Source organism: Streptomyces sp. A0592 (assembly GCF_004795115.1).
Classification (GTDB): domain Bacteria; phylum Actinomycetota; class Actinomycetes; order Streptomycetales; family Streptomycetaceae; genus Streptomyces; species Streptomyces erythrochromogenes.
This window is the reverse complement of sequence record NZ_SSBM01000007.1, coordinates 90,696-107,680: the sequence shown is the minus strand read 5'-3', so window position 1 is coordinate 107,680 and position 16,985 is coordinate 90,696. Positions and strand designations below refer to the sequence as shown.

16 protein-coding genes and 1 tRNA gene are annotated in these 16,985 nt (G+C 71.7%); 6 read left to right on the top strand and 11 right to left on the bottom strand.

All coding sequences use genetic code 11. The features are described 5' to 3' along the window. Nucleotides 1–144: 144 nt before the first annotated feature. The 5 genes from E6U81_RS13105 to E6U81_RS13085 all read right to left on the bottom strand — a co-directional run bounded on the left by E6U81_RS13105 (nt 145) and on the right by E6U81_RS13085 (nt 6,007). A complete protein-coding gene (locus E6U81_RS13105; RefSeq protein ID WP_136230268.1) occupies nt 145–1,611 on the bottom strand; it encodes a penicillin-binding transpeptidase domain-containing protein in 1,467 nt (488 codons plus the stop codon). Beyond that, the gene (locus tag E6U81_RS13100; protein WP_136230267.1) at nt 1,608–3,032 is read right to left on the bottom strand and encodes an FtsW/RodA/SpoVE family cell cycle protein; all 1,425 of its coding nucleotides are present in this window, start codon (nt 3,030–3,032) and stop codon (nt 1,608–1,610) included. Before E6U81_RS13100 ends, E6U81_RS13105 begins: the two co-directional genes overlap by 4 nt. Nucleotides 3,033–3,060: 28 nt before the next feature. Then, entirely contained in the window at nt 3,061–4,524 is a 1,464-nt protein-coding gene (locus E6U81_RS13095) for a PP2C family serine/threonine-protein phosphatase (protein ID WP_240803785.1), read from the bottom strand. A 147-nt stretch (nt 4,525–4,671) separates the two neighbouring features. Continuing rightward, the gene (locus E6U81_RS13090; protein WP_030839213.1) at nt 4,672–5,175 is read right to left on the bottom strand and encodes an FHA domain-containing protein; all 504 of its coding nucleotides are present in this window, start codon (nt 5,173–5,175) and stop codon (nt 4,672–4,674) included. 10 nt (nt 5,176–5,185) lie between these two features. After that, on the bottom strand, nt 5,186–6,007 hold the full coding sequence (locus E6U81_RS13085) for a DUF3662 and FHA domain-containing protein (RefSeq protein ID WP_136230265.1): 822 nt from the start codon (nt 6,005–6,007) through the stop codon (nt 5,186–5,188). 292 nt (nt 6,008–6,299) lie between these two features. Between E6U81_RS13085 and E6U81_RS13080 the strand changes: the two genes are divergently transcribed. The 6 genes from E6U81_RS13080 to E6U81_RS13055 all read left to right on the top strand — a co-directional run bounded on the left by E6U81_RS13080 (nt 6,300) and on the right by E6U81_RS13055 (nt 11,867). Further along, a tRNA-Leu gene (locus E6U81_RS13080) sits at nt 6,300–6,382 on the top strand. A gap of 254 nt (nt 6,383–6,636) precedes the next feature. Continuing rightward, on the top strand, nt 6,637–8,334 hold the full coding sequence (locus tag E6U81_RS13075) for a sensor histidine kinase (RefSeq protein WP_136230264.1): 1,698 nt from the start codon (nt 6,637–6,639) through the stop codon (nt 8,332–8,334). Nucleotides 8,335–8,343: 9 nt separating this feature from the next. Continuing rightward, entirely contained in the window at nt 8,344–9,003 is a 660-nt protein-coding gene (locus tag E6U81_RS13070) for a response regulator transcription factor (RefSeq protein WP_136230263.1), read from the top strand. A 57-nt stretch (nt 9,004–9,060) separates the two neighbouring features. Further along, a complete protein-coding gene (locus E6U81_RS13065) occupies nt 9,061–10,488 on the top strand; it encodes a DUF2252 domain-containing protein (protein ID WP_136230262.1) in 1,428 nt (475 codons plus the stop codon). Between the two features lie 187 nt (nt 10,489–10,675). Next, complete coding sequence (locus E6U81_RS13060; RefSeq protein WP_240803798.1) at nt 10,676–11,437, top strand: hypothetical protein; 762 nt, start codon at nt 10,676–10,678, stop codon at nt 11,435–11,437. Between the two features lie 85 nt (nt 11,438–11,522). Next, nucleotides 11,523–11,867, top strand: a complete 345-nt coding sequence (locus tag E6U81_RS13055) for a rhodanese-like domain-containing protein (protein ID WP_078094686.1) — start codon at nt 11,523–11,525, stop codon at nt 11,865–11,867. A gap of 77 nt (nt 11,868–11,944) precedes the next feature. Here E6U81_RS13055 and E6U81_RS13050 read toward each other — a convergent pair whose 3' ends face one another. From E6U81_RS13050 to paaA, 6 genes are all read right to left on the bottom strand, one after another. After that, nucleotides 11,945–13,087, bottom strand: a complete 1,143-nt coding sequence (locus E6U81_RS13050) for an acyl-CoA dehydrogenase family protein (protein ID WP_136230260.1) — start codon at nt 13,085–13,087, stop codon at nt 11,945–11,947. A 99-nt stretch (nt 13,088–13,186) separates the two neighbouring features. Next, nucleotides 13,187–14,293 carry a 2Fe-2S iron-sulfur cluster-binding protein gene (locus E6U81_RS13045; RefSeq protein WP_136230259.1) on the bottom strand — a complete coding sequence of 369 codons (1,107 nt, stop codon included), beginning with the start codon at nt 14,291–14,293 and terminating at the stop codon, nt 13,187–13,189. Then, nucleotides 14,294–14,803, bottom strand: coding sequence for a 1,2-phenylacetyl-CoA epoxidase subunit PaaD (gene paaD / locus E6U81_RS13040; protein WP_136230258.1), 510 nt, complete (start codon nt 14,801–14,803; stop codon nt 14,294–14,296). Then, nucleotides 14,797–15,534, bottom strand: coding sequence for a 1,2-phenylacetyl-CoA epoxidase subunit PaaC (paaC, locus tag E6U81_RS13035; RefSeq protein WP_136230257.1), 738 nt, complete (start codon nt 15,532–15,534; stop codon nt 14,797–14,799). Before paaC ends, paaD begins: the two co-directional genes overlap by 7 nt. Continuing rightward, a complete protein-coding gene (gene paaB / locus E6U81_RS13030) occupies nt 15,531–15,815 on the bottom strand; it encodes a 1,2-phenylacetyl-CoA epoxidase subunit PaaB (RefSeq protein WP_030026914.1) in 285 nt (94 codons plus the stop codon). The genes paaC and paaB overlap by 4 nt, the downstream gene beginning before the upstream one ends. Continuing rightward, complete coding sequence (gene paaA / locus E6U81_RS13025) at nt 15,812–16,792, bottom strand: 1,2-phenylacetyl-CoA epoxidase subunit PaaA (protein WP_136230256.1); 981 nt, start codon at nt 16,790–16,792, stop codon at nt 15,812–15,814. The genes paaB and paaA overlap by 4 nt, the downstream gene beginning before the upstream one ends. Between the last annotated feature and the right edge of the window lie 193 nt (nt 16,793–16,985).

The following is a 16,985-nucleotide window of genomic DNA, read 5'->3' as shown; positions in this document are numbered from 1 at the left end:
GCGGTGTGCTGTTCGCGCAAAGGCTACCGGCCGATCGTCCGTGATCGGTTCGTGGCCACAGGCTGATACTGGACCGGTACCGTACGCTCGGATCCGGTTCGGATTCAGTGACGTACGTCACGTCGCCGGCCCGTGATCCCCTGTTCACTTCTGGCCGTTGAGCACCGCTTCCATGACCGCCTTGGCGACGGGGGCGGCGAGACCGCCACCGCTGATGTCGTCACGGGCGGTGCCTTCGCTGTCCTCGATGACGACGGCGACGGCGACGGGCGAGGTGCCGTCGGCGTTCTCGGCGTAGGAGATGAACCAGGCGTACGGGCGCTTCTTGTTGCCCTCGCCGTGCTGGGCGGTGCCGGTCTTGCCGCCGACGACCACACCCTTGATCTTGGCCTTCTCGCCGGTGCCCTTGTCGACGACGTTGACCATCATCTGCTGGACCTTCTGCGCGTTGTCCGCGGACAGCGGCCGGCTCATCTCCTGCGGCTCGTGCTTCTCGATGATGTCCAGGTTGGGGGCCGTGAGGTTGTCCACCATGTAGGGCTTCATCAGCTTGCCGTCGTTGGCGATCGCCGCCGTGACCATGGCCATCTGCAGCGGGGTGGCGGCGGTGTTGAACTGCCCGATCGAGCTCTGGGCGTTGCCGTCCCTGCCCATCTTCTTGTCGTAGACGCTGGCGAAGGCGCGGACCGGAGTGTCGATCTTGTCGTTGTTGAAGCCGAACTTCTCGGCCGTCTCCACCATCTTGTCGCGGGTGACCTTGTCGCCGAGGTTCGCGAAGACGGAGTTGCAGGAGATGCGCAGCGCCTCGTTGAGGCTGGCCTTCTCGCAGCCGGTGTGGGAGTTGGGCAGCTGGGTCTTGGTGCCCGGGAGGATGTACGGCTCGGGGGTGTCCGTCGGGTCGTCGATCCCCTGGACGACGCCGTGTTCCAGGGCGGCCGCGGCGGTGACCACCTTGAAGGTGGAGCCGGGCGGGTAGGTCTCGCGCAGGGCGCGGTTGACGAGCTTCTTGTCCTCGCTGTCCTTCAGCTCGACCCAGGCCTTCTCGTCGCTCTTGGAGTTTCCGGCGAAGCTGGACGGGTCGTACGAGGGCGTGGAGACGAGCGCGAGGATGGCACCGGTGCGCGGGTCGATGGCGGCGACCGCGCCCTTCTTGGTGCCGAGCTTCTCGAAGGCGGCCTGCTGCGCGGCGCGGTTGAGCGTGGTGACGACGTTGCCGCCCTGCTTCTTGTCGCCGGTGAACATGCCGATCGTGCGGTCGAAGAACAGCCGGTCGTCGTTGCCGGTGAGGATGCCGTCCTCGAGCGATTCGAGCTGGGTGGCGCCGAAGGCCTGCGAGGCGTACCCGGTGACGGGGGACCAGAGCGCCCCGTCGGTGTAGGTGCGCTTGTACTTGTAGTCGCTGCCGTCGGTGACCGTGGAACCGGTGATCGGCTCGCCCTGGACGATGATGTTGCCGCGCTCGGTCGCGTACTGGGCGATCTGGACCCGTCGGTTCTCCTTGCGCGTGCTGAGTTCCTCGGCCTGGACGTACTGCAGCCAGTTGGTCCGGATCAGCAGCGCGAGGACGAGCAGCCCGCAGAACAGCGAGATGCGGCGCAGGGGCTTGTTCATGACGGGCGGACCACCTGGGTCATCTCGGAGTCGGGGGACGGGGCCGGGGCCGGTGCCGGTCGGCGGGCGGTGTCGCTGATCCGGATGAGGACGGCGATGAGGATCCAGTTCGCGAGGACGGAGGAACCGCCGGACGCGAGGAAGGGCATCGTCATGCCGGTGAGGGGGATGAGCCCCATGACTCCGCCGGCGACGACGAAGATCTGGAGCGCGAAGGCGCCGGAGAGGCCGATGGCGAAGAGCTTGCCGAAGGGGTCGCGGGCGGCGAGGGCGGTGCGGACGCCCCGCTCGATGATGAGCCCGTAGACCAGGAGGAAGGCCATCACACCGGAGAGGCCGAGCTCTTCGCCGACGGTGGAGAAGATGAAGTCCGAGTTGGCGGCGAAGCCGATGAGGTCGGAGTTGCCCTGGCCCCACCCGGCGCCGAGGACCCCGCCCGATCCGAAGCTCATGATCGACTGGCCGACCTGCTCGCAGGCGCCCGAGGTGGTGTAGCAGCCGAAGGGGTCGAGCCAGGCGTTGACGCGGGCCTGGACGTGGCTGGCGAAGGAGGCCACCACGACCGCGCCGCCGACCGACATCAGCAGGCCGATGACGATCCAGCTGGTGCGCTCGGTGGCCACGTACAGCATGATCACGAACATGCCGAAGAAGAGCAGCGAGGTACCGAGGTCGTTCTCGAAGACCAGGACCAGCAGGCTCATCGCCCAGATCATCAGGATCGGGCCGAGGTCGCGGCCGCGCGGCAGGTAGAGGCCCATGAAGCGGCGGCTGGCGAGAGCGAGCGCGTCGCGCTTCACCATCAGGTAGCCGGCGAAGAAGATCGCGATGACGATCTTTGCGAACTCACCGGGCTGGATGGAGAAGCCGCCGACGCTGATCCAGATCTTGGCGCCGAAGACGTCGGCGCCCAGGCCCGGGACGACGGGCAGGATCAGCAGCACCAGCGCGCCGGCCATGGAGATGTACGTGAACCGCTGCAGGACGCGGTGGTCCTTGAGGATCAGCAGCACGGCGGCGAACAGGGCGATCGCCAGGGCCGTGTACATCATCTGGCGGGGCGCGGAGGGCGAGAAGGCGCCGAAGCTGCGCTTGGCGAGGTTCTGCAGCCGCTCCGACTGGTCCAGGCGCCAGATCAGGACGACGCCGAGGCCGTTGAGCAGGGTGGCGAGCGGCAGCAGCAGCGGGTCGGCGTACTTCGCGTACCGGCGTACGACGAAGTGCGCTATGCCGGCGAGGACGGCGAAGCCGGCCCCGTAGACGAACATGCCGGGGGGCAGCTTGCCGTGGATCGCCAGACCCACGTTGGCGTAGGCGAAGATCGGGATGACCACGGCGAAGGCGAGCAGCAGGAGCTCGGTGTTCCGCCGGCTCGGCAGCTCGATGGCGCCGATGGTGGTCGTATTGGTGACAACGCTCATGGTGTGGCAGGCCCCCTGTGCCCGCGGGCTACTTTCCGCACAGGCCGACCAGCTGCTGCTCCTCGGGAGTCAGGCTGGGGCCGGGTGTCTGGGTGTTCTGCGCCTCGGCGCCTCTGCGCTCTTCGTCCTTCTTGCAGGCGGAGACCTGGACGCCGAGGTCGTCCAGCTTCTTGCGGGCACCGTCGAGGCTGCCCTCGCTGATGGTGGCCTCGACCAGCTTCCGCTTGAAGGGCGGCAGGTACTTCAGTTCGATGTCGGGGCGGTCGGTCTCCACCTTGGAGAGCTCCAGCGGTCCGAGCTTCGGGCTGATGCCGCGGAAGAGTGCGACGTGCTCGCCCTTCACGCCGACGTAGAACTGGGTCTGGGTCCAGCGCCAGCCGGCGTAGAGGCCGCCGCCGATGACACCGGCGACGACGAGCAGGGTCAGTGTGCGGGTGGTCCACTTGCGCCCTTTGCTGCGGCGCCTGCGGGGGTGGTCGTACGTGTCCTCGTAGCCGGAGCCGCCGTCGTAGCCGTCGGCCTCGCCGAAGGAGCCGTAGCCGGCGCCGCCGCCCTGGCCGTGGTCGCCGTATCCGTAGCCGGAGGCGTCACCGCTGCCGGGGGGACCGAAGGAGCCCGCGGGCGGCGGGGCCTGGCGGCCGAGCCCGGAGGCGCGGCCGGCCGGGGTCTGCATGGCGTTGCCGCCGTCGAAGAGCTGGTGCTGGTTCTCGGCGACCGCACCGACGACCACCGGGGTGTCGCTGACCTGGGCGGCGAGGGTGTCGCCGCTGTCGGTGTCGAGGACGTCGGCGACGATGCAGGTGATGTTGTCGGGTCCGCCGCCGCGCAGCGCGAGCTGGATCAGGGACTGCACGGTCTCGCGGGGGCCGTGGTAGTCGGCGAGCGTCTCCTCCAGCGTCTGGTGGGAGACCACGCCGGAGAGCCCGTCGGAGCAGATCAGGTAGCGGTCGCCGGGGCGGACCTCGCGGATGGAGAGGTCGGGCTCGACGATGTCGCCGCTGCCCAGCGCGCGCATCAGGAGGGAGCGCTGCGGATGGGTCGTCGCCTCCTCCTCCGTGATGCGGCCCTCGTCGACCAGGCGCTGCACCCAGGTGTGGTCCTGGGTGATCTGCGTGAGGACGCCGTCGCGGAGCAGGTAGGCACGGGAGTCGCCGACGTGGACGAGGCCCAGGCGCTGGCCGGTCCACAGCAGGGCGGTGAGGGTGGTGCCCATGCCCTCGAGCTGGGGGTCCTCCTCGACCATGACGCGCAGCTGGTCGTTGGCGCGCTGCACGGCGGTGGCGAGGGAGGTGAGGATGTCGGAGCCCGGCACGTCGTCGTCGAGCTGCACGAGGGTGGAGATCACCTCGGAACTCGCGACTTCGCCGGCGGCCTGGCCTCCCATGCCGTCGGCGATCGCCAGGAGACGCGGGCCGGCGTAACCGGAGTCCTCGTTCCCCTCGCGGATCATGCCCTTGTGGGATCCGGCTGCGAACCGCAGGGACAGACTCATGCGCACCTGCCCTGTCGACGAAGCTTCCTCCGGGTACAACCGGTCTCGAGCCACACTGCCCACCCTCCGGTCGGGAGCGCGCCCGTGTCCGTGTCCTCGGTGGCACGGATCACCGCCGCGCGCTCGCTCCGCTCGCTCATTCTCGTACTACTTCCGCAGCTCGATGACGGTCTTGCCGATGCGGATCGGTGCGCCCGGCGGAATGGGCGTCGGGGTGGTCAGCCGGGTCCGGTCGAGATACGTGCCGTTGGTGGACCCGAGATCCTCGACGATCCACTGGCCGTCACGGTCGGGGTAGATCCTGGCATGGCGGCTGGACGCGTAGTCGTCGTCCAGCACGATCGTGGAGTCGTGGGCGCGGCCCAGGGTGATCGTCTGTCCGGCGAGGGCCACGGTGGTACCCGTGAGGATGCCCTCGGAGACGACGAGCTTGGTCGGCGCACCGCGACGCTGGCGCTGCTGCGGAGGAGCGGCCTGGCGGCCGCCACCCTGCTGCGGGGCGCCGCCGGCGCCGCCGCGGCGGGACGAGCCGCGTTGGGTCACTCTCGTACCGAAGAGATCGCTGCGGATGACCTGGACGGCCACGATGACGAACAGCCACAGAACGGCCAGGAAACCCAACCGCATGACCGTCAGGGTCAGCTCTGACATTGCCCCCGCTTCACCCTTCGGCTTGCCGGTAAATGATGGTGGTGCTGCCCACGACGATCCGCGAGCCGTCGCGGAGCGTAGCGCGGGTGGTGTGCTGCCCGTCCACCACGATGCCGTTGGTGGACCCGAGATCCTGGATCGTCGAGGGCGTTCCGGTCCGGATCTCACAGTGCCGGCGCGAGACGCCGGGGTCGTCGATCCGCACGTCGGCTTCCGTGCTTCGGCCGAGTACGAGCGTGGCGCGCGAGATCTGGTGGCGGGTGCCGTTGATCTCGATCCAGTGCCTCCGCGGTCCGCCGGACCCCGCTGCCGGGGCCGCCGAGCCGGGGCCGCCGGGGGCGGGCCGGCGGGCGCCGGGTCCGCCCGGGGGCGGACCGGCGGGCATGGGCGGTGCGGCGACCGGCGGGTAGCCGTAGCCGCTCGCCGGGGACGGAGGTGCCCCCTGCGGCTGGGAGGTGCTGGAGGCGAGGGTACGACTGCGGACCCGGTAGAGCCCGGTGTCGAGGTCCTCGGCCTTCTCCAGATGGACCTTGATGGGGCCCATGAAGCTGTACCGCTGCTGCTTGGCGTAGTCGCGGACGAGGCCCGCGAGCTCGTCGCCGAGCTGCCCGGAGTAGGGGCTCAGGCGGTCGTAGTCGCCGGCGCTGAGCTCCACGATGAAGTCATTGGGGACGACGGTCCGCTCGCGGTTCCAGATGGTGGCGTTGTTGTCGCACTCCCGCTGGAGGGCTCCGGCGATCTCCACCGGCTGGACCTCGGACTTGAACACCTTGGCGAAGGTGCCGTTCACCAGACCTTCGAGTCGCTGCTCGAACCGCTTCAGAACTCCCATGGGGCACCTCCTCCGTCGTTGTCGCCCTGTACTGCTTACTGATCGTATCCACGCGTGGCGGATTCGGGTGGTTCCCCATCGCTCCTGTGAGGACGAGTGTTGGTCCTCACAAGGGATCGTAGGGGCGCCCGAGGAACAGTGTCCCGCACCGGGAGCGGAGTGCGGGAGGGGCAGTCCACGCCGGGGCGTATGCCCCCGGGGAAAGCGATGTGAACCCACCCCCTTCCACGTGCTAATGTTTCGACGTCGCCAGGGGAACGGCCCGAAAGGGAAGACCACTGGGACGCTGCTCGGGCGAGTGGCGGAACGGCAGACGCGCTGGCTTCAGGTGCCAGTGTCCTTCGGGACGTGGGGGTTCAAATCCCCCCTCGCCCACATCGACGAGACGGTCGTCACTGCGAAAGCGGTGGCGGCCGTTTCGCTTTGCCCGCGACCGGGTGCGCGTGACGCGGAACGCACCGGCGGGTGGTGTTCGGCGCCGGGCGTGTGGCGTCGGTCACGGCGGAAACCCCCGCAGGGGCGTACGGAGTCAACTGCTCCCGCAGGATCCGACTTTCGTCACCGCGGATGAGACGAAAGAGGACGGCCGGTGCGGAGACCGGGTGTCTAGGGTCGGGCGCGTGGATGTGATGGCGAAGACACGAGCGGGCTGGGACTGGCTGCGGGGCCCCGAGCCGTGGACACGGCGGATGCTGGCGGGGGACCTCGCCCTCGCCGGTGTGCTGGCCATCCTCGGACTGGGCGTCGAGGAACTCGACCGGGGGTCGGGGCAGCGGATGCTGCTGGGCACCGTCGTCGTCGTGGCTCTGGCCCTGCTGCGCCGGCGGCTGCCGGCGACGACGCTCGTGGTGGGTTCGGCGCTGAGCACCGCCCTCCCGGGGCTGTTCTTCGTCCTGCCGCTGCTGGGCTGGTCGGCCGGGCGCCGGATCGTCGGCGTGGGCCGGGCGCTCGGCGCCTTCACGCTGGCCTTCGCCGCGTCGATCGCCCTCAGCGTCCTGGACCAGTGGTCGCTGATGCGGCCGCTCCTGGTGATCGTGTTCTCCACGCTGATGTTCCTGGCGGTCACCGTGATGCCGGGGCTGGCCAGCCGGTACTGGTCGCAGCGCCGGACCCTGCTCGCGGCGCTGCACGAGCGCAACGGCCAGCTGCTGCGCGAGCGGGCCATGGTCGCCGGGCAGGCGCGGCTGCGTGAACGCCAGCGCATAGCCCAGGACATGCACGACAGCCTCGGCCACCAGCTGGCGTTGATCTCCGTGCACACGGGTGCGCTGGAGGTGGATCCCGAGCTCACCGACCGTCAGCGGGAGGCCGTGGGCGTCCTGCGGCAGGCTTCGGTGTCCGCGATGCACGAACTGCGCGAGGTCGTCGGCATCCTGCGCGACGGCGTGGAGGCGCCCCCGCCGGTGGAGGAGGCCCAGCCCGCGGCGCGCGGCGTGGCCGGGATCGCGGGGGTCGTGGAGGCGGCCCGGGGCGCGGGTACCGAGGTGCGGCTGACCACCTCGGGGCGCCCGAGGCCACTGGTCGCGGCCTGCGACCACGCCGCGTACAGGATCGTGCAGGAGGCGCTGACGAACGCCTACAAGCACGCTCCGGGGGCGCCGATCACGGTGGAGCTGCGGTACGAGGACGACTCCCTCGTGGTGGAGATCGCCAACGGGCCCTCGGCCGGACCGGACGAGGACGCGGTGTCGGGCGGACAGGGCCTGACGGGGCTGCGCGAGCGGGCCCGGCTGGTCGGCGGCATGGTGCACGCGGGCACCGCCGACGGCGGCGGATTCCGGGTGGCCGGCGTGCTGCCGTACGGCACGGAGCCGGCCGGCGCCCAGGACGTGGCCGACGATTTCGGACAGCAGGCGCAGGCACAGAAGGGCACCCGGCCCCAGGTGCGGGGGCTGCGCGGCGAGCAGCAGCCGATGGACTGGGCCGCGGTGGACCGGGACCTGGCCGTACGGGTTCCCAGTCGCGCCGGCGGAATCGCCGTGGGCTGCGGGATCGCCTTCGCGACGGTGGTGGTGCTGGTGATCGTGATGGTCGCCGCGGCGGTGATGCTGATGGACTCGGCGAGCGACTCGATGATCGCCCGGGACGAGTACGACGCCGTGCACGTCGGCGAGAGCGAGAGCTCGGTCCGCGGGCGGCTGCCGAGCGGTGCGAGCTTCCTGACCGCGGGGGCCGACCGGAAGGGGCCGCCGCGGCCGGAGGGCGCGCAGTGCCTGGTGCTGCTGGCCGACCATCAGCCCAGCACACTGACCACGGACCTGGTTTTCCGCTTCTGCTTCCTGGACGGCAAGCTCGTGGACAAGCAGGCGTACGAGGTCAAGCAGTAGGAGCACGGGGTGACAGCCGAAGTGATCAGAGTGGTGATCGCCGACGACGAGCCGCTGATCCGGGCCGGGATCAGGATGATCCTGACCTCGGCACCGGACATCGAGGTCGTCGCGGAGGCGGCGAACGGCCGCGAGGCGGTGGAACTGGCCCGCTCGCACGCCCCCGAGGTGATGCTGCTCGACATCCAGATGCCGGTGATGGACGGCCTGACCGCGCTGGGCGAGCTGCGGCGGGCCGCGCCGGAGGTGCGGGCCCTGATCCTGACCACCTTCGGGGAGAAGGAGAACGTGCTGCGCGCCCTGGGCCAGGGCGGGGCGGGGTTCCTGCTGAAGGACTCCGCGCCGGGCGAGCTGATCGGGGCGGTCCGGGCGGCCGCGGCCGGGGACGCCTACCTCTCGCCGGGCGCCACCCGGCACGTCGTGGACCAGCTTGCGTCGGGCAGGGCCGCCGCGCGCGGCGAGGAGGCCCGCCGGCAGGTCGCCGAGCTGAGCGAGCGGGAGCGGGGCGTGCTGGCGCTGCTCGGAGAGGGCCTGTCCAACGCCGACGCGGGCCGGCGCCTGCACATGAGCGAGGCCACCGTGAAGACGTACGTGAGCCGGATCCTGGCGAAGCTGGGCTGCGAGAACAGGGTCCAGGCGGCGCTGCTGGCCAGGGACGCCGGGCTGTAGCCGCTGGCCAGGGATGCCGGGCTGTCGATACGGTCAGCCCGTTCTCGAAGCGATCACATGAACGAACGGGTGGGGGCGGCACCGATGGCGGCGACAGCGGGAGAGCGGATTCCGGACGTGGCGGGGTTCGCGCCGCGCGTGGCGGCGGACTCGCCGAAGGAGGCGGGCAAGGCGCTGCGCGCCCGTGTGCCGCGGGCGGCGCACGCGGGCTTCACGATGCCGGCCGGACGGCCGGACGCGGTGCGGGCGGTGGAGGAGTCCAACGCCGGGCGGGTGGCCGAGCTGACGCCCATACGGGTCGGCCGGATGGCCGCGAATCCCTTCGCGTTCCTGCGCGGGGCGGCCGGGCTGATGGCGCACGACCTGTCCGGCGGTCCGGTGACGGGCGTCGGCGCGCAGATCTGCGGCGACGCGCACGCGGCCAACTTCGGCCTGTACGGGGACGCGCGCGGCCGGCTCGTCATCGACCTGAACGACTTCGACGAGACCGTGTTCGGTCCGTGGGAGTGGGACCTCAAGCGGCTGGCGGCCTCGCTGGTGCTGGCCGGCCGGGTGGCCGGGGCGGACGAGGACACCTGCCGGGCGGCTGCGCTGGACGCCGTGGGCGCCTACCGGCGGACCATGCGCCTGCTGGCCAAGCTGCCCGCGCTCGATGCCTGGAACGCGATCGCGGACGAGGAACTGGTCTCGCACGCCGACGCCCGCGATCTGCTGGGCACCCTGGAGCGGGTCTCCGAGAAGGCCCGCAACAACACCTCCGCGCGGTTCGCCACCAAGTCGACCGAGGCAGGACCGGACGGCGGCCGCCGCTTCGTCGACGCTCTGCCCGTCCTGCGCCGCGTCACGGACGGGGAGGCGGCAGCTGTGGCCGCCTCGCTCGGCCCCTACCTGCAGACCCTCCAGGGCGACCGGCTGCCGCTGCTGGCCCGGTACGCGATCCACGATGTGGCCTTCCGCGTGGTGGGCACCGGGAGCGTCGGCACCCGCTCGTACGTGGTCCTGCTGCTGGACCACCGGGGCGAACCGCTGGTCCTGCAGGTGAAGGAGGCCCGGCCCTCGGTGCTGCTCCCGCACCTGCCCGGGCTGGGCTTCACCTCGCCGCCCGAGGAGCACGAGGGCCGCAGGGTGGTGGCCGGGCAGAAGCGGATGCAGGTGGTCTCCGACATCATGCTGGGCTGGACCACGGTGGAGGGGCGCCCGTACCAGGTCCGCCAGTTCCGCAACCGCAAGGGCAGCGTGGACCCGGCGGCCCTGACCCCCGCCCAGATCGACGACTACGGGCGGATGACCGGAGCGCTGCTGGCCCGCGCGCACGCACACAGCGTCGATCCCCGGCTGCTGGCCGGCTACTGCGGGAAGAACGAAGAGCTGGACCAGGCGATGGCGGCGTTCGCCGTGGCCTACGCCGACCGGACCGAGGCCGACCACGCCGACCTGGTGGCCGCGGTGCGGGCCGGCCGCATCGCCGCGGAGACCGGGGTGTAGGTCGCGCAGGTCACGCAGGTCGCTGCGCGACGGGCGATGTTTCACGTGAAACATCGCCCGCGCGGGCGGGCCGTACCCTGGCCGGGTGAGCGAGCAGACCGAGCAGCCTGAGCAGACAGTCCCCGGTGGATCCGGCGACTCCGCCGTCACCGGTGAGGAGCGCCCCGAGGAACGCCCCGAGGCGCGCCTGGAGCGGGCCGTGCGGGCCGCCGAGCAGGCGCTGATCGAGTTCGAGATCGCGGTGGAGACCTTCCGCGTGGAGGTGGAGAACTTCTCCCGCCTGCACCACCAGAAGCTCGGCCCCATGTACACGCGGCTCGACGAGCTGGACGCGCTGATCGCCGAGGCGAAGGCGGCGCGCACCGGCGACGCCGAGGACCTCCGGCGGGCCCGGGAGGCGCGCTCGCTGGTCATGCCGATGCCCGGGGTGGACGAGCTCTTCCACGACTGGCTGGGCTCGGAGGGCATCTCCGACGACGCCGCCGCGATGCTCACCGACCGGCCCGTGCGGCCGCCGGAGCGGGTGCGGCCCTCCGAGGAGGTGCGCCGGCTCTACCGCGAGCTGGTCCGCCAGGCCCACCCCGACCTTGCCCAGGAGGAGGGCGAGCGGGAGCGCCGCGACGCGTTCATCGCGCGGGTCAACGCCGCGTACGGGCGGGGCGACGAGGGGCTGCTGCGCGAGCTGGCCGAGGAGTGGGCGGCCGGGCCGGTGCCCGAGGCGGCCGCGCCCGGTGAGAGCGAGGAGCTGTACGCCCGGCTGGAGTGGCTGGCGCGCCGCAAGGAGCTGCTGTCGCTCGTGGCGAAGGAGCTGGAGGAGAGCGCGATCGGGTCGATGCTGCGGATGGCTCCCGACGACCCGGACCGGCTGCTGGAGGAGATCGCGGAGCAGCTGCTGGCGCAGGTCTCCGAGCGTGAGGCGGAGCTGGCGGCCGAGCTCGCCGCCGAGTGAGCGCGGGGCGTCCCGTACGGACGTGGCCGGGGCTGCGGGTCGGATAGGTTGGCCGCAGACCTGGTGAAGAGAGAAGGCGACAGTTATGAACTTCGGACCGCTTCCCTCGGTGGATGCCGCCGCGGTGCCCTCCGAAGGCTTTGTCCTCGACGTCCGTGAGGACGACGAATGGGCGGCCGGGCACGTCGAGGGCGCTCTGCACATCCCGATGAGCGACTTCGTGGCCCGCTTCGGCGAGCTGACGGAGGCCGTCGAGGACGGCCGCCGCGTGTACGTGATGTGCCGGGTCGGCGGGCGCTCCGCGCAGGTCACCCAGTACCTGGTGCGCCAGGACATCGACGCCGTGAACGTCGACGGCGGGATGCAGGCCTGGGACGGTGCCGGGCGCCCGATGGTGACGGACAACGGGAACCCGGCCTTCGTGCTCTAGGTCGTCTCTTTCGGATCTTGCGGGCCCGGCAAGATCCGAAAGAGACGGCCTAGGGGCTGCCGGGAGGCTCAGGCGGATCAGGCGAGGGGGTGGGCGGCCAGTAGGTCGCCCAGGGCCTCCTCGTGCGCGGCCGCCGGGCCCAGCTGCAGCTCCAGCTGCTTGGCCCAGGCGTGGTAGCGGTGCAGTGGGTAGTCGGTGTCGGCGCCGAAGCCGCCGTGCAGGTGCTGGGCCGTCTGTACGACCCTGCGCACGCCCTCCGAGGCCCAGATCTTGGCGACCGCCACGTCGCCCGCGCTCGGCAGCGGACCGCCGGCGCCCCCCGTGGCGGCGTCGAGCCGCCAGGCGGCCTGCCACAGGGTGACCTCCATGGCACGCAGGTCGATGTAGCGGTCGGCCGCCTGGACGGCGACCGCCTGGAAGGTGGCCACCGGGAAGCCGAACTGCTCGCGCTTGCTGGTGTATCGGCTCGTCATGTCGAGGACGCCCTCGCCCAGCCCGAGCGCGAGGGCGCAGGTGCCGGTGGTGAGGACCTGGCGGAGCCGCTCCCAGGCCTCCGGGTTGTCGATCAGGTGGCTGCGTTCCACCCGTACGCCGTCCAGGGCGAGTTCGGCGAACCGCTCCCCGCTGGTGGAGACCTGCTCGGCGAGGGCGAGACCCTCCGCGGTGCGCGGGACCAGCGCGAGGACGGACTCGCCCTCGCCGGTGTGGGCCGGTACGGCGATCCAGTCGGCGGTGTGCGCCCAGGGGACGGCGGTCTGGGTGCCCTCCAGGAGCCAGGCTTCGCCGTCGAGCCGTGCGGTGACGGCGAGTTCGGCGGGGTCGTGGCCGGATCGTCCGTGCGCGGCCGCGGTGAGGACGAGCGTGCCGCGTCCGGCCCCGGGCAGCAGGGCGGCGGCCAGTTCGGGGCTGCCGTGCGCCTGGACGGCCATGGCGGTCGCACAGTGCTCCAGCAGGGGGACCCGGGCCAGTACCCGGGCGGCCTCGCGCAGGACGAGGCACAGGGCGATGGTGTCCAGGCCCGCGCCGCCGTGCTCCTCGGCGAGGACGAGGCCGAGCAGGTCGGATGCGGCGAGCGTGGCCCACAGCGGGCGGTCGAAGTCGTCGGCGACGGCGCCCGGGGTGAGCGCGGGGCTGGGCACGCCGTCGGGCGCGACGTCCGCGAACACGGCCCTGGCCGCCTCGACGGCGGCCCGCTGCTCCTCGGTGAAGGTGAAGTCCACTGCCTGTCCTCCCGTTCTGACCTGACGGTGCGTCAAGATAGAACACGTTCCTGAAAATGGACAGGGGAGGACAGTCGGCGCAGGGACCGGGGGCAGGGACTAGCGGTCGAAGTCGATCTCCACTTCCTCGGTGACCGGGTGCGACTGGCAGGCGAGGACGAAGCCGGCGTCGGTCTCCTCGGCCTCCAGGGCGAAGTTGCGGTCCATCCGGACCTCGCCCGACACCACGAACGCCCGGCAGGTACCGCAGACGCCGCCCTTGCAGGCGTACGGGGCGTCCGCGCGGTTGCGGAGCACCGCGTCCAGCAGTGATTCGCCGTCCTGGACGGGCCAGGTGCCGGAGCGCCCGTCGAGCCGCGCGGTGACCCGGCCGTGCGTGGCCGCCGCCGACGCCGCTGCGCGGGCCGGTGCGGGGGTGGTGTCCTCGACGTGGAAGATCTCCTCGTGCACCCGGGTCCGGGCGACGCCGAGCGAGCTCAGGGCGCGCTCCGCCCCCTGGACCAGGCCGTAGGGCCCGCACAGGAACCAGCCCGTGACCTCCGCCACCGGCAGCAGCGCGGGCAGCAGGGAGGCCAGCCGCTCCTCGTCCAGCCGGCCGGAGGGCAGTCCCGACTCCTGCTCCTCCCGGGAGAGGACCGTGACCAGCTGGAACCGCGACGGATAGCGGTCCTTGAGGTCGGCGACCTCCTCCAGGAACATCGTCGAAGCGGCCGTCCGGTCGCTGCGCACGAGGCAGAAGCGGGCGTCGGCCCGCGCGGCCAGCAGGCTCGCGGCGATCGAGAGCACGGGCGTGATCCCGCTGCCGCCGACGATCGCGGCGTAGTGCCCGGAGGCGGGGGCCGCGGCGGGGTCCAGGACGAAGCGCCCGGCGGGGACCATGACGTCCAGTACGTCGCCGGCCGCGATCTCCTTGTGCGCGAACGTGGAGAACTCGCCGCCCTCCACGAGCCGCACGCCGACCCGCAGCAGCGCCGGGCCCGGGCCGTCCGCCGTGGGGGCGGCCGAGCAGATCGAGTAGGTGCGGCGGACCTCGGTGCCGCCGTCGGGTGCGGTGCGGCGCAGCGTCAGGTGCTGGCCCGGGGCGTGCCGGTAGTCCTCGCGCAGCTCCTCGGGAACCCGCAGGGTCAGCGCCACCGAGTCGTCGGTGAGCCGGTCGACTTCCGCCACCGTCAGCGGGTGGAACGCGCCGTGGCGGGGGGCGGCCATCTACAGCTCCTTGAAGTGGTCGAACGGTTCGCGGCAGGCGGTGCAGCGGCGCAGCGCCTTGCACGCGGTGGAGGAGAAGCGGCTCAGCAGCTCGGTGTCGGTCGATCCGCAGTTCGGGCAGCGGACGGACAGGGTCACCGGGACGGGCCCCCCGGCCGCGTGCGGCCGGGGCGGGGCGATGCCGAACTCGGCCAGCTTGCGCCGGCCCTCGGCGCTGATGTCGTCCGTGGACCAGGCGGGGGCCAGCACGGTGGTCACCCGCACCTCGGGGATGCCGTGGCCGGTCAGGACCCGCTCGATGTCGGCGGACATGGCCTCGATGGCCGGGCAGCCGGTGTAGGTGGGCGTGAGGGTGACCTCGGCATGGCCGTCCTCGTGCATCCGCACACCGCGCACCACGCCCAGCTCGCCGAGGGTGAGCACCGGCAGCTCGGGGTCCGGGACGGATCCGGCCAGCTCGGCCAGCTCGGCCTCCAGGCGGGTGGTCGGGACGTCGGCGGTGGTCACCATGACGCCCCCGGGTGACTGCGGTGCAGATGCTGCATCTCGGCCAGCATCCGGCCGAAGGACTCGGTGTGCAGGCCCTGGCGGCCGGACCCGGCCGCCCAGGCGCCGGTGCGCGGTCCTTCGGGCAGGGTGAGCCCGGCCCGCTCGACGACGTCGGTCAGTGCGGCCAGCCAGCGCTCTTCAAGGGCGGCCCAGTCCAGCCCGTCGACGCCCTCGATGGGCTGGAAGAGCTCCCCGGTGTACTTCCACAGGGCCTCCAGCGCGGCCTGCATGCGGGCATGGCTCTCGTCGGTGCCGTCGCCGAGCCGCAGTGTCCACTGCTCGGCGTGGTCGCGGTGGTACGCCGTCTCCTTGACGGCCTTGGCCGCGAGCGGGGCGAACGGGCCTTCCCCGCGGGCGAGTTCCGCGTAGAGCTCGTGCTGGTGGACGGAGAAGTAGAGCTGTCGGGCGATGGTGTGGGCGAAGTCGCCGTTCGGCTGCTCGACCAGCTGGAGGTTGCGGAAGGACCGCTCCTCGCGCAGGAAGGCCAGCTCGTCCTCGTCGCCGGCCATGGACAGCAGGATGCGGGCCTGGCCGAGCAGATCGAGCGCGATGTTGGCGAGGGCGACCTCCTCCTCCAGGACGGGGGCGTGCCCCGCCCACTCGCCGAGGCGGTGGGAGAGGATCAGCGCGTCGTCGCCGAGGGCGAGGGCCGCCGCGGTGACGGTGGCGGCGTGGGTGTCGGTGCCGGTCACAGGTGGCTCACTCCCTCCGGGATGTCGTAGAAGGTGGGGTGCCGGTACGGCTTGTCGGCGGACGGGGCGAAGAAGGGGTCCCGCTCGTCCGGCGAGGAGGCGGTGATCGCGGTGGAGGGGACCACCCAGATCGAGATGCCCTCGTTGCGCCGGGTGTAGAGGTCGCGGGCGTTGCGCAGGGCCATCTCCGCGTCGGGGGCGTGCAGGCTTCCCGCGTGCGTGTGCGAGAGGCCGCGGCGCGAGCGCACGAACACCTCCCACAGGGGCCAGTTCTGCGTCATACCCGTGCCTCCTCGTTCTGTCCGGCGTGCTTCGCCGCTTGCTGTTCCGCCTGCTTCTGCGCGTACGCGGCGGCCGCGTCGCGCACCCAGGCGCCTTCCTCGTGGGCCCGGCGGCGCTGGCCGATGCGCTGCTCGTTGCAGGGGCCGTTGCCCTTGAGCACGTCCCAGAACTCGGCCCAGTCGATGGCGCCGAAGTCGTGGTGGCCGCGCTCCTCGTTCCACTTCAGGTCCGGGTCGGGCAGGGTCAGGCCGAGGGACTCGGCCTGGGGGACGGCGATGTCGACGAACCGCTGGCGCAGCTCGTCGTTGGAGTGGCGCTTGATGCGCCAGGCCATGGACTGCGCCGAGTGCGCCGACTCGTCGTCCGGCGGGCCGAACATCATCAGCGAGGGCCACCACCAGCGGTCGACCGCGTCCTGGGCCATGGCGTGCTGGGCCTCGGTGCCCTTGGAGAGGGCCATGAGGAGCTCGAAGCCCTGCCGCTGGTGGAAGGACTCCTCCTTGCAGATCCGGACCATGGCGCGGGCGTAGGGCCCGTAGGAGCAGCGGCAGATCGGCACCTGGTTGGTGATCGCCGCGCCGTCCACGAGCCAGCCGATGGCGCCGACGTCCGCCCAGGTCAGGGTGGGGTAGTTGAAGATCGAGGAGTACTTCTGCTTCCCCGAGTGGAGCTTGTCGAGGAGCTCGTCGCGGCTGGTGCCGAGGGTCTCGGCCGCGCTGTAGAGGTACAGGCCGTGGCCCGCCTCGTCCTGGACCTTGGCCATCAGGATCGCCTTGCGGCGCAGCGAGGGCGCGCGGGTGATCCAGTTGGCCTCGGGCTGCATGCCGATGATCTCGGAGTGGGCGTGCTGCGCCATCTGTCGGACCAGGGAGGCGCGGTACTGCTCGGGCATCCAGTCGCGCGGTTCCACGCGCTCGTCCGCGGCCACGGCGGCGTCGAACGCCGCCGCGAGCTGTGCGCCCAGGTCAGCCGTCATGTCCGTCCCGTCCGTCCCGTCTGTCCCCAGGGCCGTGTCCGGGCCCGTTTCCGGGGTCACTGCCACCATTTCCGGCCCCTTGTCAGTGTTTGCCGGTCGTCCGTCCACCCGACCGACCGATCGTTCGGTTCATTCGCTTCAATGGTGAGACGGCGGCCCGTAGGGTGTCAACCTCTGTGGTCAACCCTGTGGA

Coding starts and splice junctions, on each gene's coding strand:
- E6U81_RS13105 (WP_136230268.1), bottom strand. CDS start 1,611: ATGAACAAGCCCCTGCGCCGCATCTCGCTGTTCTGCGGGCTGCTCGTC.
- E6U81_RS13100 (WP_136230267.1), bottom strand. CDS start 3,032: ATGAGCGTTGTCACCAATACGACCACCATCGGCGCCATCGAGCTGCCG.
- E6U81_RS13095 (WP_240803785.1), bottom strand. CDS start 4,524: ATGAGTCTGTCCCTGCGGTTCGCAGCCGGATCCCACAAGGGCATGATC.
- E6U81_RS13090 (WP_030839213.1), bottom strand. CDS start 5,175: ATGTCAGAGCTGACCCTGACGGTCATGCGGTTGGGTTTCCTGGCCGTT.
- E6U81_RS13085 (WP_136230265.1), bottom strand. CDS start 6,007: ATGGGAGTTCTGAAGCGGTTCGAGCAGCGACTCGAAGGTCTGGTGAAC.
- E6U81_RS13075 (WP_136230264.1), top strand. CDS start 6,637: ATGGCGAAGACACGAGCGGGCTGGGACTGGCTGCGGGGCCCCGAGCCG.
- E6U81_RS13065 (WP_136230262.1), top strand. CDS start 9,061: ATGAACGAACGGGTGGGGGCGGCACCGATGGCGGCGACAGCGGGAGAG.
- E6U81_RS13055 (WP_078094686.1), top strand. CDS start 11,523: ATGAACTTCGGACCGCTTCCCTCGGTGGATGCCGCCGCGGTGCCCTCC.
- E6U81_RS13045 (WP_136230259.1), bottom strand. CDS start 14,293: ATGGCCGCCCCCCGCCACGGCGCGTTCCACCCGCTGACGGTGGCGGAA.
- paaD (WP_136230258.1), bottom strand. CDS start 14,803: ATGGTGACCACCGCCGACGTCCCGACCACCCGCCTGGAGGCCGAGCTG.
- paaB (WP_030026914.1), bottom strand. CDS start 15,815: ATGACGCAGAACTGGCCCCTGTGGGAGGTGTTCGTGCGCTCGCGCCGC.
- paaA (WP_136230256.1), bottom strand. CDS start 16,792: ATGACGGCTGACCTGGGCGCACAGCTCGCGGCGGCGTTCGACGCCGCC.